This is a genomic window from uncultured Granulicatella sp. (assembly GCF_963528315.1).
Classification (GTDB): domain Bacteria; phylum Bacillota; class Bacilli; order Lactobacillales; family Aerococcaceae; genus Granulicatella.
The window spans coordinates 1-15,513 of record NZ_CAURVV010000036.1 but is presented as its reverse complement, the minus strand read 5'-3'; the positions used below and the strand labels follow the sequence as shown (position 1 = coordinate 15,513).

Here is a 15,513-nt window from a genome sequence, read left to right as displayed (position 1 = left end):
CCCATATCTTTTACTTTCATAATACGAGTAATACTTGCACGTTCTTGTTCTTCTAACTTCATTTCAATGTAGTAAATCGTCTCTTCTAATTGAGGAATCATACGATATTCTAAGGCATTTACTCTTCGACGTGTTTTTTCAATTTCATCAGCTAATAACTGACAAGTTTTTTCAATTTCTGTTAACGATAATAAATCAGGTAACACTGCAGAAATTTCTTCAATCGAATGGTCAATCTCACTATTCGAGTTTAAATAGCCATATTTAAAATCACTCTCTTGATTTTGTTCTACTACTGTAAAATTCATTTCTGGAACAGAAACACTCATAATATTTTTTTCTTGTAAATTCAATGTGACACTTTGTGGTGGAATTGCCACTAGTTCTTCAATAAAAGCTTCTTCTAAGGTTGCTTTTGCTAAAACAAAACTTTTCATTCCTGCTGTTAAACGTTTTTCAACTTGATCACGTAATTCATTATTTTTACGAATTAACTCAATGAATTGTCTCATTAATTCATCTTGCTTATCTTTTAATAATTTATGACCACGAACAGAAACGGTTAATCGCTGTTTTAATTTAGACAATTCCATTCTTGTTGGTTTTACATTTAATCTCACCATTTAGGAATCACTCCCCTTTAGGTAAAAATTCATCAAGCATTTCATCCTTGATACGTTTTAATTCCGTACGAGGTAAAATTGATAGTAATTCCCAACCTAAATCTAATGTTTCTTGAATGGTACGATTCGTTTGGAATCCTTGGCTGATGTATTCTTTTTCGAATCGATCTGTAAATTCAACATATAATTTATCTGTTTTTGATAAAGCAGATTCCCCTAATACGACTGCTAATTCTTTTGCTTGTTTTCCTGTTGCATAGGCAGCAAATAATTGGTTCATTGTTGAAGCATGGTCTTTACGAGTTTTTCCTTCACCTGAACCTTTATCTTTCAAACGAGAAAGAGATGGCAATACATTAATTGGAGGTTGAATTCCTTGTTTATCTAATGCACGATCCAAAATAATTTGACCTTCGGTAATATACCCTGTTAAGTCTGGAATTGGATGTGTAATATCATCTTCAGGCATTGATAAAATTGGAATTTGAGTTACAGATCCTTTACGTCCTACTAGACGTCCAGCACGTTCATACAATGTCGATAAGTTTGTATACAAGTAACCTGGATATCCACGGCGACCTGGAACCTCACGACGAGCTGCTGAAATTTCACGTAATGCTTCACAGTAGTTTGTCATATCTGTCATAATTACTAAAACGTGCATATCTTTTTCATATGCTAAATATTCAGCTGTTGTTAAGGCTATTTTAGGAGTCGCAATTCTTTCAATCGCTGGGTCATTCGCTAAGTTAATAAACATTACAGAACGATCAATCGCTCCTGTTTTACGGAAATCTTCCATAAAGTATTCTGCTTCGTCAAAGGTAATCCCCATCGCAGCAAATACTACCGCAAATTTTTCGTCACTATTTAACACAGTAGCTTGACGAGCAATTTGAGCTGCTAATTCTTTATGAGGTAAACCTGAACCAGAGAATACTGGTAATTTTTGTCCACGAACTAATGTATTTAAATGGTCGATTGCTGAAATCCCTGTTTGAATAAATTCATCCGGATAGTCACGAGAAACTGGGTTAATCGCTTGTCCATTCACATCTAAAGATGCTTCCGGTAATAATTCAGGACCACCATCAATAACATTTCCCATTCCACCGAAAATACGACCAACCATATCTTCTGATACATTTAAGGATAAAGGTTTTCCTTTAAAACGTACTTTTGAATCACGAATGTTAATACCGCTAGGTCCTTCAAAAATTTGCACCATCGCTTTATCTTCATGAACTTCTAGTACTTGTCCATGACGAGTTTCTCCATTTTGTAATTGGATTTCTACTAACTCATCAAATTTAACGCCTTCTACTTGTTCAACCATCATTAGAGGGCCGACAACTTCACTAATCGTACGATATTCTTTAAGCATTTGTCATTCCTCCTTTTTGAATAGTTGCTTTAACATCTTCTTGAATTTGTTCTTTAATCGCTGTAAATTGTTCCATTTGACTTTCTGGAATATATTTTGAACGAGCAATACGGTCACGAATTTCTTCTGTACCATCCATAATTTCTGCATAGTAAGCACCAACGCTCATCGCATGTCTTGCTTGTTCTTCAAATGTTAAAATTAAATCTAACATACGATATTGTTTTTCACGAGAAGTGAATGTATCCACTTCGTCAAACGCATTTTGTTGTAAGTAATCTTCACGAATGGATTTCGCAATTGTCATTGTTAAGCGGTCTTTTTCAGATAATGACTCTAAACCAACTAAACGTACAATTTCTTCTAAGCTTGCTTCTTCTTGTAATGTTTGCATTGCATGTTGAACCATAGATGACCAATTTTCATGAATGTGTTCATCCATATATTTTCCAACTTCTTGATTGTATAAAGAATAAGAAGTTAACCAGTTCATAGATGGGAAGTGACGTTTTTGCGCCAATGTTGCATCTAATCCCCAGAATACTTTAGCAACACGTAATGTATTTTGTGTAACAGGCTCTGAAGTATCTCCCCCTGGAGGTGATACCGCACCGATTGCAGTAATAGTACCTTCACGGCCTTCGCTACCTAAAGTAACAACACGTCCTGCACGTTCATAATATTCTGCAATACGGCTACCTAAGTAAGCAGGATATCCTTCATCCCCAGGCATTTCTTCTAAACGTCCAGACATTTCACGTAATGCTTCTGCCCAACGTGATGTTGAATCCGCCATAATCGCAACACTGTATCCCATATCACGGAAATACTCAGCAATTGTAATACCTGTATAAATAGAAGCTTCACGAGCTGCTACAGGCATGTTTGATGTGTTCGCAATTAAAATCGTTCTTTCCATAATCGATTCGCCAGTTGTTGGATCAATCAATTCTGGGAACTCATTTAATACGTCTGTCATTTCATTTCCACGTTCACCACAGCCTACATAAACTACGATATCCACGTCAGACCATTTTGCAATTTGGTGTTGAACAACTGTTTTACCAGCTCCAAATGGTCCAGGTACAGCTGCAGCTCCACCTTTTGTTACAGGGAAGAAAGTATCGATAACACGTTGTCCTGTTAACATTGGAACTTCCGTATTTTTCTTCACTTTAAATGGACGTCCTTGACGAACAGGCCAACGTTGAATTAGATTGAAAGATTTTTCTCCTTCTTCTGTTTCAATCGTATAAACCGTGTCTTCAATACGATACGTTCCACTTGAAATACTTGTTACTGTTCCTTTTACTCCATAAGGAACCATAATTTTATGTTGAACAACTTTTGTTTCTTGTACATAACCTACAATGTCTCCAGCTTCAACAGTTTGTCCAACTGCTACTGTTGCGTGAAACTCCCATTCTTTTTGACGATCTAATGGGGCTACTACTGTTCCACGAACTAAAAAGTCACTGTTAGATACTTCTTTAAATGTGTTCAATGGACGTTGAATTCCATCGAACATTTGAGAGATGATTCCGGGAGCTAATTCAACAGAAAGTGCTTCTCCTGTTGTTGTTACTGGTTCTCCTGGTCCAATTCCAGACGTTTCTTCATAAACTTGAATAGAGGCAACGCCTTTACGCATCTCAATAATTTCACCAATCAGTCCAAGATGACCCACATGACAAATATCTTGAATATTTGCATCTTCCATACCTTCAGCGGTCACTAATGGTCCTGATACTTTTACGATTCTTCCGCTCTTCACCGAAGTACCTCCTCTTTACTAATTTTACGAATTATAAAATGTTTTGACCTACAGCCTTTTCCACATTTTCTTGAATTCTTGATTTTCCAATGGATAATGAACCTTTATGATTTGGAATTAAAATAATTGCTGGTGAAACAACTGCATCATAACGACGAATCGTTTCAGCAATTTCAGAGGCAATCGCTTCTGTTACATAAATAATTCCATACTCCTCACTTGCTAATCGATCAATGGTTTCTCTTGCTTCTAAACTTTCATGAGCAGGAAACACATCAAAACCAAGAATTTTGAAAGGAAGGACTGAGTCTTTATCTCCAACAACTGCAATTTTATGAGCCATAAACTGGTCGCATCCTTTCTCTTAATTGTTCTTCACTAAACCCATTATCGATTCCTACTAAAATCAATCGAATATTTTTCACTTCCATTTCACTAGCATGAATATAGGCAAGGGATGGATAAGGTCCAAAAGCATCGAATGTCGCATCTTTTAAATAACGATAAATACATTCGTCTTTCAACAATTCTAATTTCAATACAGAAATATTTTCTTGAGATAAAATACTTTCCAATTCTTCTTTATAAGAAACACCATCAAATAATTGTATTAATGATGCCCACCCTAATTCTTGGAATGTATCGATTAATTGAGTTTTCGATACTGTTCCTTCATTTGATAATACCGTTTGTAAAAAGCTTCTTGATTGTTTTTGAGCACTTGCTCGAATTAAAGTAGCAATATTTTCTAAATCAATCATTAAATTAACAAATTCTGTCACTTTATCATCTTGCAATTCACGTTCTAACATTCTTAAATGTCTAAAATAATAAGTATCCATAAAAACGTCAGCAGTTTCTAATCGTTCAAAATTTTCAAAATCTTCATAAGCTTCTCGAACGGCTTTTACCATAACGCTAGGAACATCTTGAGAATCTCGAGTTTCTACTAATTGTTTTAAGGTTGCTAATGAATAACGACCAATGGGTACTAATAAATGTGAAAAATCTTTTTTAGCAAACTTTTCTTTTAATAACACTTTTAAATTATGATACGTATAACGAATTGAAAAAATATCTAATAATTCAGGTGTAGGAATTAATTCATATAATTCCTCATACTGATTTTTCAAATGCTTCATTAATACTACATCAAATTGTTTCGTTTGCAATAATTCATCCGTTTGAAAACCATAAGCCGTTTTTTGTAACACTTCTAAAGCTTGTTGTAACTCTTTTGAAGCTAATAAACTATTCATGATATCTTTTGAAAGTAATTGTTGTTCTAAAATACGAACAGTAGTATTGATTCCTGAATAAGCTAAATCATTCATTGAAATCCCTCCTATCTTTCAAAAGCTTTTTTAGCTAACTCTGGTGAGTATTCTTGTTTTAAATCCTTTAATAGTGCATCGAATAAATAGTTGTATTCAATTCCTGATTGTTGTAAAACAAATCCAACTTTTTGTTTTAAAGTCGTTTGGGACACTTCTAATTCAGAAGCATTCGTTAGTTGGTGAATATCTTCTTGTGATAATTGACTTGCTGTTGCTTCCCCTAAAACTAATGTGATTTTTCCTTGTTTAGGTAATTGAGCTACTGCCGATTGAATAAACTGTACTAATGTTACGCCACTCCATCCAGACATTAAGGAGTAAACTTCATCAAACACGCTATCGAGTAATCTTCTTTTTTCTTGTAAAATTTCTTTTTTACTCGCATTGACTAAAGATTGTTTCTCTTTATCCCAAAGTTGTTTTGCACGTTGTTTTAATTGAGTTTTCTTTGCCACTTCTTGTTCTGCTAAAGTTGCATTCATGACATTTGTACGTTCTTCTTCTTCTTTAGTAGCAACAGCCAATTGATGTGAGAAATCTTCTTCGACTTCTTTTAATACTTGTTGTTTTAGTTGCTCTAAATCTTTCAAACGTTCCAACTCCTAACCTAATTGATTGATAATTAAGAATGAAGCCAATAATCCTAAGATTGCATAAGTTTCAACCATGGCTGCAAAGATAATCCCTTTAGTAGATTCTTCTGGTTTTTTCGCTAAAATTTGAACACCAGCAGCTGCTACTTTCCCTTGAGCAATACCAGACAATAAACCTGTGAAAGCAATTGGTAATGCTGCCATTAATAAGTATAAACCAGAACTTAAAGGCATTGTTGCGCTCATTTTTTGCATAATGAAGAATGCAATGATGAATCCATAAATCCCTTGAGTACCAGGTAATAATTGTAAAATTAACGCTTGAACGAATTTTTCAGGTTGTTCTTTAATTAACGATGCTGCAGCTTCCCCTGCAATCCCTACACCTTTTGCAGAACCAATTCCTGAAAAAATACTTGCTACACCCATTCCTAATGCTGCGAAAATAAAACCTCCAGAATTTTCAGTAAAAAATGTTAACCAGTTTGTCATAATAAATCTTCCTCCATCTTATTGATTTGATTTTTGTTTTGTTTCAATATATTTTTCATACGTTTTAAATGGTTTTAAAGCTCTTCCGCCACCTTCATAGAATTTACCAAAGAATTCTACAAACTGTAATCTTAATCCATGAACATATGCTCCTAAAAATGTTAGGAAAATATTTAACCCATGAAGCGCAATTAACAGAAGAATTCCTACTGTAACCCTTGCAACTGGTGGTAAGAAAGTCACTAACATGTTAAATGCTGCTGCAATACTACCGCCTGATACTGCTAAAGCCATCAAACGAGTATAGCTGACAACATCTCCCACATAACCACTAATACCATATAAGTTATATAAACCACTTGCCAAGCCCGCAAATTTATTCGAACTTGTCAACATAGATACGATAACAATTAGTACCGCTGCAATAATCGCTACATATGAGCCAATAGTTGCAAGAATCGGTATATTTAAAATCATCGAACCTACTAAATATAAAATTAAGCCAAAAATAATCGCTAACCATCCAATATGAGTGGTATACGCATTAGCATAATCTTTTTTCTTCCAATTACTATAAGCCCCTATAAATAGACCTACAATAATTTGAATAACCCCAAAAATGATTGATAAAATCATAATCGTCGTTAAATCTTTTGAAAGCGATAATGGTTGGAATGGCATATCCACTCCAAAGAATGAACCAAAGATAATTCCCCAAACTACTGTTGGATAACTTAATAAATGGAAGAACATTAAATTACGTTTCATTCCTTTATCTAATACAAATAGTTTTAACGCAAGGAACGTTGCTAACCATAAAACAAGTCCATATCCAATATCTGCAGACATCATTCCAAAGAACACAAGATAAAACGGCGCTGTAAATGGTGTTGGATCCACCTCTCCATATTTTGGTAAACCATACATCTCAATCATGATTTCAAATGGTTTAATGAGCGAATGGTTTTTCAAAACAGTTGGAGTTTCTTCATATTCTTCTGGATCAATTTCCAATTCTACTACGGTTACTTGAGAAGCAATTCCATACTCTTCCATTTGTTGTTTTGCTTGTTCCACCACATCATCACATAAATAACCATGTAAGCAGAATAAATGCTCTCCTGAATACAATTGTTCTTTTGCAATTTCTTTTTGCCATTCATTAAACGCATATTCACAATACAATTTTAATTTTCTAACAAGATCCTCTTGTTGTTGCATTTCTTGTACTAATGAATTTTTAGCTTCTTTTAATTGCTTTTGACGTTCTAAATTCAATTGCAATTCTTCTTTAGGGCTATGGTCAAATGGGTACCATGTCACACTAAAATTCACTTTCGCTAATTCTTCTTTAGCTTCTTGTTGATGTTTTCTTGAATAAGTTGCAAATACTCCAACTTCTTCTCTTGTATGATACACTTCCTGAACGACAATCCACTGACTCTCTTTTAGACTTTCTAAATAACGATTATCCGTTGTTTGAGGAATCGTCCCCATTTTCGTCTTCGTAAATGGTTGTTTAAAGATTTCCTTTGGATGGAAGTCTAAATTTCCCCATTTTCTAAGTAGAGTTTCAGTTTCAACGAGCTCTGCATTTTTATCTTCAAATTTTTGTAATTGTACTCGATAGTTTTCAACACTCTCCATTAATTCTTGATAATCCCAATTAGAAACTGTTTGTTGAAGTTCTTCAATCGTAAATGTTTCTTTTTTAGTTTTCAATTTTTTCATGAGTGAAGGTTGTTTTAGATATTTTTCTAAAAGGCAAATATCTTCTTGTAATCGATCTACTTTACTTTCTAACTCTTGAAGATTTTTTTGATTCGAAGGTTTTGATTCTTCTAACATGGATTGCCCTTGACTTAAGGAAATGAATTCTAATGATTGTAATTCTTGAACCGCGTCCATCAATTGGCTTTGAATACGATTTGGTGCAATAAACATCAATTTTTTCATTTTAGCAATTGCCATATCGTTTTAACACCTCCTTAATTGTTTCCTGAACCAATTCTTGTCGATTGGCTTCAAATACTTGTTGTATTTGTTGAATTTCTTCTTTTTGAAGAGATGCTAATTCTTCTTGGAAATCCAATTTCTTTTGAGAATATTTATCCTCTAATTCTTTTTCATAATTCGACAAAGCGATATCTACATTTTTTTTAGATTCAGAAATCTTTTGATTCGCTTGAATTTTTGCTTCATCAATTTTCTTTTGAAAATCTTCTTTTAATTGTTGAGCTTGATTTTCAATAGCTTGAACAGATTCTACAATTTTTTGGCTCATAGTACACCTCCCATCTCATAGGTCTGGATTCGATAATAAATTCCTACTTTTGTTATTATACCTTGCTTTCTTAAATGTATCAAACGATAATTCTATTCTACTCTTCTCTATTATCATTATAGTTTAATAGGAAGAAACTCTACCTTTTTTAAAAATATTTTTTATTTTTTTAAAATAATGTTTGCATTTCAGAACAAATGTTCGTATAATACAAATACAAACATTTGTTCGGGAGGTCCAATTATGGAACAATATAAAAAACCATTTCATTCATTTATTCAACCATTATTAAATAGTTTACAATTTCCAACAGAATCAACTTCATTTACACCTGTAATGCCATTAATTGATGTTGTTGAGACGATTCATAATAGTTACTATTTCAAAAAAGAAATTACTCTTTTATTTGAACAATATAATTCAAAAGGTGAATTACAACAATTTACTAAAAAAGGCATTATTAAAAGCTGTATTCAACCAAACAATCATTTTGTTTTTCTAAGCGAAGATCTAACAATGATCTTAAACTTAGAACAAGTTGTTTCAGCAATACAGGTATAAAAAATAAGACTTCTGATATTGTAGTATTAGGACGCCAGCATCCCTTCGGTCTCATGGCTAAAATTTGAGCCTAGGTCTCAAATTTTCCTGCACTACAATGAGAAGTCTTTTTTCTTAGTAATAAAGTCTTATATAAAAATTATAGTATCGGAGAAAGCAGTCTGGAGAATTTTTGTTTTAATTTTTTCCATGGAGATTGCTTTTTAAAATACGCTTCATCTGCTAATAAACAGTTCTCAATATCTTTCTCAAAAATATCTTGTAGCTTACATGAAATTTCTTCATCATAGATAAAAGCATTAATTTCAAAATTCAATCGGAAACTTCTCATATCAAAATTAGAGGTTCCAACTGTAGAAGCAACGCCATCTACGACCATTGTTTTCGCATGCAAGAAACCTTCTTCGTATAAATAGATTTCTACACCGTCTTTTATTAAATTCCGACAATAATATTCTGTTGCACGATAAACAAATGGATGATCCGGTTTGCATGGAACCATAATCCGTACTTTTACCCCTGAAAGAGCAGCCACTTGCAAAGCTTCCAGAACACTCTCATCTGGAATAAAATAAGGAGTTTGAATATCAACCGATTTTTTCGCCATATAAATCATTTTAACAAATCCCATTTTTATTTTTTGATAATCATTATCCGGACCTGTTGAAACGATTTGCATTGCTGTATCTCCTAAACATTCTAAAGTAGGAAAATATCGCGGTAAAAATGTTTTTTGATATCGTTCTGAAGCTGTCGCATTCCAATCAATAAAGAAACGAGCTTGAAGAGATAATACAGCATTCCCTCTAATTCTTAAATGTGTATCTCTCCAGTGGCCCAGTTTTCCCTTTCCTAAATATTCGTCCCCTATATTAAAGCCACCCACATAGCCAATTTTTCCATCAATAACAACAATTTTACGGTGATTACGATAGTTCATCCGCAAATTAATAATCCCAAATGTATACCCGAAAAAGGCTTCTGAACGTCCACCCGCATCGTGAAGTTTCTTCCAAAATTTTTGTTTTGTAAAACGAGCCCCTAATGCATCATATAGCACTAAAACTTCGACTCCTTGTTGCGCTTTTTCAACTAAAATCTCTAATAATTCATAGCCTAATTCATCATCATTAAAAATATAATAGCCGATATGAATATGGTCTTTAGCCATTCTCAAATCTTCTTTTAACTGTGTAAATTTCTCCTGACCAGACGTCATAATTTCAACTTGATTTCCTTTTGTAATGACTGATTCATCACTTTCTAAAAATAGAACCGCTAATTCTTTTAAATATAAATCTTCGAAAAAAGTATTATCTTGTTCTAATTCCTCTAATTGAGTTTCGGCTACTTTTCTAATTCGAAATGTATCTTGAGATTTCAAATCAAAAATCCGATCTTTACTAATTTTTCTTCCAAAAAAGAAATAAATAATAAACCCTAAAAATGGGAAAAAGACTAAGACTAATAACCAAGCCCATGTAGCAGAAATCTCTCTTGGTTCTCTAAATACGGTAATAATTGCTCCAAGTGTATTGATAAATATTAAACCTGTTACTATTGTCGATAATAAATTCATTTCCTCTCTCCTTCCCTTCTTGCTTAGAAAAAAAGCAGGAAAACAGAAACTGTTTCCCCACTCTCATTAGTCATTTAATAAGTGAGATTTTTCTTTTCGAGATAAGTATCTTGTTCCTTTTGGAATATAAATATCACGTTTTACATAAATCAACGTTACTAATACTACTAGTGTTACGACTAATGTAGCAATAAAGTTTGCTGAAAAGCCTAAAAATCCACTTGCTAAAGCAACTTTTTCAGTTGCAAATAATGTTGGTGCTCCAATTGCACTAGCAATCGCATGGAAACCATAGCTAACAAATGTTGCAATAATGCTAGCTGTTACAACATTTAATACTGTAGAAGAAATACGAGCGTTAAATGCTGTACGAACCGTATTTCTAGCAAAGAATCCCGCAAAAGCTACAAATCCATATCCCATTACAGAATCATGGAATGGAACAACAATATATCCTGTTCCACTTGGATGTAAGACAGCATGTAGAAGACCAAATAAAATACTTGCGATTGCTCCCCAAATTCCTCCATGACGAAGAGAAAGTAAAATTAAAGGAATAATAGCAAAGTCAATGACTACATTTCCTCCAATTGCTGGAATATAAGAAAGCCCACTAGCAACAGCAATAGCTAGCAACACTTCTAACATAATTTTAACTGCTTTTGAACCCATGAATGTTCCCCTTTCAATGATACAACTTAATCTTTTTTATAATGTGAAGCTTCCATAATAATTGGAAGAATAACTGGGCGACGTTTTGTTTGTTCAAATAAATAGCGACTTAATCCATCACGTACTTCTTGTTTTAAACGTGGCCATTCAAAATTATCACTGGCTAAGTTTTCTTCCACAACATCCGTCACAATTTTTTGTGATTCTTGTAATAACTCTTCACTCGTCTTCATATAAACAAATCCGCGAGAGACAATTTGTGGTCCGGATAAAATTTTTCCTAAACGTCTAGAAATCGTTACAACGACTACGAAAATTCCATCTTCTGATAAAATCTTACGATCTTTTAGTACAATATTACCGATATCTCCAACACCAATTCCATCTACTAAAACATTTCCCGCTGGAACTTGTCCAGTAGCTGTCATTCTTCCATTAGAAATTTCAATAACATCCCCTTTACCAGGAATGAAAATATTAGAATATGGAATTCCTAATTCGTGTGCTAACTCTGCATGAGCTAATAAACTACGATATTCCCCTTGAACTGGAATGAAGAATGTTGGTTGTAATAAATTCATCATTAGTTTTAAATCATTTGGAGTCGCATGTCCGCTTGCTTTCGCATTATCAGCCATTTCAACGACTTCAGCTTCCGCACGGTAAATCATATCTTTTGTACGAGCAATGGCTGTTTCCATTGCAGTTGAAGGAGTTGTCGCAATATAGACTAAATCTCCTTGATGTAAATTCACTTGACGGTGACGACCTTGTGCCATTTTTTGTAAAGCTTTAATTGGTTCGCCTACGTTTCCTGTTTCTAACACAACGATTTCATCATCTTCCAATCGTTTTAATTCACGTGCTGTTACGAATAAATCTTCTGAAGGAACCGTTAATTTATTTAATTTCAATGCGATATTCACAATTTCTTCTAATTCTACCCCTGTTAAGAAAATCTTACGTCCTGATTCATGAGCTGCATTAAAAACTTGTTGAATTCGTAAAATATTACTTGCTACACAAGCTACAATAATACGCCCTGTAGCATCTCTAAATGTATCTAAAATACTAGCTTCAATTCTACGATCGCTAACATTTTCCTCGTAACTTTCTGCATCACTAGAATCACTTAATAAGGCTAAGACATATTCTTCTCCAATATCCGTAATACGGCCAAAATTACTTTGATAGCCAACGGCAGCACTTTGGTCAAACTTAAAGTCTCCAGTATACACAATACTTCCGTCTGCTGTTTTTAAAACAATCGCTACTGAATCTGGAATAGTATGGGTTGTTTTAAAAAATTTCACTGTTACAGATTCAAAATCAATTTCTGTATTTTCAGTGACGATATGATAATCATCGAATCCTTTTACTTGTTTAGAAGACTCTACATAATATTTTGCTAAAGCAATCGTTAATTCTGTCCCAAAAACTGGTGCTTGAATATTTTTCAGAAAATAAGGAAGAGCTCCTACTGCATCCGCATGACCATGGGTTAAAAATATTCCTGCAATCCGATCTTTGTTTTCTTCTAAATAAGTAAAATCTGGAATCACGACATCGATTCCTAATAATTCGTCCTCTGGATAAACCAATCCACAATCTAAGATGAAAATATCTTCATCTACTTCAACGGCATATAAACTCTTACCGTTTTCTCGAACGCCTCCTAGCGCCATTATTTTAATTGAACTCATAGTTCACCTCATCTTATTTATTTGTTGTATTTTGTCTTACCAACTTGTTTACATTCTTATTCTAGAATACCATATTTACGTTTTTTTGACTAACATTTCATATTTTTTCTTGGAAATAAAAAATGAGACTAGGTTTTCCCTAGCCTCATTTCATGAATGATTAAGCTTCTTTTTCGATTAATGCTTTACGAGATAAGTTGATACGACCTTGTCCATCAATTTCAGTAACTTTTACTTTTACTTTATCTCCAATCGCTAATACATCTTCTACTTTTGCCACACGTTCATGCGCTAATTCAGAGATGTGAACTAATCCATCTTTTCCTTTTGCAATTTCAACAAAAGCTCCGAATTTTTCAATACGGCGAACAGTTCCTTCATACACTTGTCCAGCTTCGATTTCACGTGTTAAATCTTCAATAATTTCTTTTGCACGTTGAATCATTGCAGCATCAGTTGAAGCGATGGATACATGACCTTCTTGATCGATATCAATTTTAACGCCAGTTTCATCAATAATGCTATTGATTGTTTCTCCACCACGACCTATAACAACTTTAATTTTATCTGGGTGAATAGAAATCATTTCAATCTTAGGTGCATATGGGCTTAACTCTTTACGAGGTTCAGCAATTGTAGAAGTTAATTCTTCTAAAATTTCAAAACGAGCTTTTTTCGCTTGCGTTAATGCTTCACGTAAAATTTGTTCCGTAATTCCTTGGATTTTAATATCCATTTGTAAAGCTGTAATACCAGTTGTTGTACCAGCAACTTTAAAGTCCATATCTCCTAAGTGGTCTTCTAACCCTTGGATATCTGTTAATACTGTATAGTTTGTACCATCAGAAATTAATCCCATCGCAATACCCGCTACAGGTGCTTTAATTGGTACACCTGCTGCCATTAAGGCTAGTGTTCCCGCACAAATACTTGCTTGAGAAGATGAACCATTTGATTCTAATACTTCTGATACAAGACGAATTGTATAAGGGAAATCTTCTGGAGTTGGGATGACTTGTTTCAATGCACGTTCCCCTAAAGCACCGTGACCAATTTCACGACGACCTGGGCTTCCAGCACGACCTACTGAACCTACAGAGAATTGTGGAAAATTGTAGTGGTGGATGAATCGTTTACCTTCTTCAATTCCTAAACCATCAATGACTTGATATTCTCCTAAAGGTGCTAATGTAGCTGAAGTTAATGCTTGAGTTTGTCCACGAGTAAATAAACCTGAACCGTGAACACGTGGTAATAAGTCAATTTCTGAAGACAATGGACGAATTTCATCAATTTTACGACCATCAGGACGTACTTTTTCTTCAGTAATTAAACGACGTACTTCGTCTTTTTCAAGATTATCCACTAATTGAGAAACTTGTTTTAATAAGCCTGCTTTTTCATCATTGTCTTCTAAAACAGCTTCAAAATGTTCTAAGGCAGTTTCTTTAACTTTTTCAATATTTTCTTCACGAGCTAATTTTTCTTCTGTTTGGATTGCATTAATCATTGCTTGACTGAATAAGTCTTTCACTTGTTTTTCGATTTCTGGATCAAATGATAGCAATGTTACTTCCATTTTTTCTTTTCCAATTTCTTGAACGATTTGTTGTTGGAAAGCTACTAATTTTTTAATTTCTTCGTGACCGAATAATAATGCTCCTAACATATCTTCTTCGCTCACTTCTTTAGCAGAGCTTTCTACCATGTTAATCGCAGTTGCAGTACCTGCTACAGATAATTCGATATCTGATAATTCAGCTTGTTCAGTTGTAGGGTTAATCACGTATTCTCCGTTTACACGACCAACATCTACCCCAGCAATTGGACCATCAAATGGAATATCTGAAATACATAATGCTAAACTTGAACCAAACATTGCTGCCATTTCTGGTGGACAGTTTGGATCTACAGACATTACAGTATTTGTAATTTGAACTTCATTACGGAAACCTTCTGCAAACATTGGACGAATTGGACGGTCAATTAAACGAGCTGTTAATGTCGCATGTTCACTTGGACGTCCTTCACGTTTAATAAATCCTCCAGGAATTTTACCTGCTGCATACATTTTTTCTTCATAGTTAACTGTTAATGGGAAGAAATCTGTATCCTTTGCTTGTTTTGTACCAACTGCTGCTGTTAATACAACTGTATCTCCATAACGAACTAATACAGCACCATTTGCTTGTTTTGCTAATTGACCGATTTCAACTTGTAAAAGTCTTCCGCCCCATTCATAGCTATATACTTTTTTCTCTGACATATCGATTCTCCTTTTCTATTATTTTAAGAGTATCTTTTAAACCTACTTTTAGAAATACAAACAGACGAATTATCACCTTCTTGTATTTCTAAAGTAAGCACGCTAAAAAGAATACTCCTTGATTGTCATACGCAATAATTTTACCATAAACGATACTGAATAACTATTTTTTTGACTAAACTTTAGCATTTGGTAAATTCTCAATCTAAATTCTAGTTTAGAAATCAGTTGAATTTAGTCTGAGA

At 33.9% G+C, this 15,513-nt stretch carries 14 protein-coding genes; 1 reads left to right on the top strand and 13 read right to left on the bottom strand.

The window, feature by feature from the left end; genetic code table 11:
- The 9 genes from RYK07_RS07140 to RYK07_RS07100 all read right to left on the bottom strand — a co-directional run.
- A partial coding sequence (locus RYK07_RS07140; protein WP_314853152.1) for a V-type ATP synthase subunit D occupies nucleotides 1–623 on the bottom strand: 623 nt, incomplete at its 3' end.
- Nucleotides 624–630: 7 nt separating this feature from the next.
- A complete protein-coding gene (locus RYK07_RS07135) occupies nucleotides 631–2,007 on the bottom strand; it encodes a V-type ATP synthase subunit B (RefSeq protein ID WP_314853151.1) in 1,377 nt (458 codons plus the stop codon).
- Nucleotides 2,000–3,781: a V-type ATP synthase subunit A gene (locus RYK07_RS07130; RefSeq protein ID WP_314853150.1), complete on the bottom strand. Its 1,782-nt coding sequence runs from the start codon at nucleotides 3,779–3,781 to the stop codon at nucleotides 2,000–2,002. Before RYK07_RS07130 ends, RYK07_RS07135 begins: the two co-directional genes overlap by 8 nt.
- Nucleotides 3,782–3,812: 31 nt before the next feature.
- Nucleotides 3,813–4,124, bottom strand: coding sequence for a V-type ATP synthase subunit F (locus RYK07_RS07125; RefSeq protein ID WP_006703585.1), 312 nt, complete (start codon nucleotides 4,122–4,124; stop codon nucleotides 3,813–3,815).
- Nucleotides 4,114–5,115 carry a V-type ATPase subunit gene (locus tag RYK07_RS07120; RefSeq protein ID WP_314853148.1) on the bottom strand — a complete coding sequence of 334 codons (1,002 nt, stop codon included), beginning with the start codon at nucleotides 5,113–5,115 and terminating at the stop codon, nucleotides 4,114–4,116. Before RYK07_RS07120 ends, RYK07_RS07125 begins: the two co-directional genes overlap by 11 nt.
- Before the next feature lie 11 nt (nucleotides 5,116–5,126).
- A complete protein-coding gene (locus tag RYK07_RS07115; protein WP_314853147.1) occupies nucleotides 5,127–5,708 on the bottom strand; it encodes a hypothetical protein in 582 nt (193 codons plus the stop codon).
- Nucleotides 5,709–5,720: 12 nt separating this feature from the next.
- Nucleotides 5,721–6,203, bottom strand: a complete 483-nt coding sequence (locus RYK07_RS07110) for a V-type ATP synthase subunit K (RefSeq protein ID WP_006703582.1) — start codon at nucleotides 6,201–6,203, stop codon at nucleotides 5,721–5,723.
- 18 nt (nucleotides 6,204–6,221) lie between these two features.
- Nucleotides 6,222–8,174, bottom strand: coding sequence for a V-type ATP synthase subunit I (locus tag RYK07_RS07105; RefSeq protein WP_314853146.1), 1,953 nt, complete (start codon nucleotides 8,172–8,174; stop codon nucleotides 6,222–6,224).
- On the bottom strand, nucleotides 8,161–8,487 hold the full coding sequence (locus tag RYK07_RS07100; protein ID WP_314405649.1) for a hypothetical protein: 327 nt from the start codon (nucleotides 8,485–8,487) through the stop codon (nucleotides 8,161–8,163). The genes RYK07_RS07105 and RYK07_RS07100 overlap by 14 nt, the downstream gene beginning before the upstream one ends.
- A 243-nt stretch (nucleotides 8,488–8,730) precedes the next feature.
- Between RYK07_RS07100 and RYK07_RS07095 the strand changes: the two genes are divergently transcribed.
- Nucleotides 8,731–9,048 (top strand): hypothetical protein, encoded by a 318-nt coding sequence (locus tag RYK07_RS07095; RefSeq protein ID WP_006703579.1) that lies wholly within the window; start codon nucleotides 8,731–8,733, stop codon nucleotides 9,046–9,048.
- A 139-nt stretch (nucleotides 9,049–9,187) separates the two neighbouring features.
- On the opposite strand, the gene cls is transcribed toward RYK07_RS07095, so the two are convergent.
- The 4 genes from cls to pnp form a co-directional block, all read right to left on the bottom strand.
- Nucleotides 9,188–10,627, bottom strand: a complete 1,440-nt coding sequence (gene cls, locus RYK07_RS07090) for a cardiolipin synthase (RefSeq protein ID WP_314853143.1) — start codon at nucleotides 10,625–10,627, stop codon at nucleotides 9,188–9,190.
- 66 nt (nucleotides 10,628–10,693) lie between these two features.
- A complete protein-coding gene (locus RYK07_RS07085) occupies nucleotides 10,694–11,299 on the bottom strand; it encodes an energy-coupled thiamine transporter ThiT (RefSeq protein ID WP_314113076.1) in 606 nt (201 codons plus the stop codon).
- 26 nt (nucleotides 11,300–11,325) lie between these two features.
- A complete protein-coding gene (locus tag RYK07_RS07080; protein ID WP_314853141.1) occupies nucleotides 11,326–13,002 on the bottom strand; it encodes a ribonuclease J in 1,677 nt (558 codons plus the stop codon).
- Nucleotides 13,003–13,162: 160 nt separating this feature from the next.
- Nucleotides 13,163–15,268: a polyribonucleotide nucleotidyltransferase gene (gene pnp / locus RYK07_RS07075; protein ID WP_314681149.1), complete on the bottom strand. Its 2,106-nt coding sequence runs from the start codon at nucleotides 15,266–15,268 to the stop codon at nucleotides 13,163–13,165.
- Nucleotides 15,269–15,513: the final 245 nt, after the last annotated feature.

Excerpts from the sequence above, each read along its gene's own strand:
- RYK07_RS07135 (WP_314853151.1), bottom strand. The coding sequence starts at position 2,007 with ATGCTTAAAGAATATCGTACGATTAGTGAAGTTGTCGGCCCTCTAATG.
- RYK07_RS07125 (WP_006703585.1), bottom strand. The coding sequence starts at position 4,124 with ATGGCTCATAAAATTGCAGTTGTTGGAGATAAAGACTCAGTCCTTCCT.
- RYK07_RS07120 (WP_314853148.1), bottom strand. The coding sequence starts at position 5,115 with ATGAATGATTTAGCTTATTCAGGAATCAATACTACTGTTCGTATTTTA.
- RYK07_RS07110 (WP_006703582.1), bottom strand. The coding sequence starts at position 6,203 with ATGACAAACTGGTTAACATTTTTTACTGAAAATTCTGGAGGTTTTATT.
- RYK07_RS07105 (WP_314853146.1), bottom strand. The coding sequence starts at position 8,174 with ATGGCAATTGCTAAAATGAAAAAATTGATGTTTATTGCACCAAATCGT.
- RYK07_RS07100 (WP_314405649.1), bottom strand. The coding sequence starts at position 8,487 with ATGAGCCAAAAAATTGTAGAATCTGTTCAAGCTATTGAAAATCAAGCT.
- RYK07_RS07095 (WP_006703579.1), top strand. The coding sequence starts at position 8,731 with ATGGAACAATATAAAAAACCATTTCATTCATTTATTCAACCATTATTA.
- cls (WP_314853143.1), bottom strand. The coding sequence starts at position 10,627 with ATGAATTTATTATCGACAATAGTAACAGGTTTAATATTTATCAATACA.
- RYK07_RS07085 (WP_314113076.1), bottom strand. The coding sequence starts at position 11,299 with ATGGGTTCAAAAGCAGTTAAAATTATGTTAGAAGTGTTGCTAGCTATT.
- RYK07_RS07080 (WP_314853141.1), bottom strand. The coding sequence starts at position 13,002 with ATGAGTTCAATTAAAATAATGGCGCTAGGAGGCGTTCGAGAAAACGGT.
- pnp (WP_314681149.1), bottom strand. The coding sequence starts at position 15,268 with ATGTCAGAGAAAAAAGTATATAGCTATGAATGGGGCGGAAGACTTTTA.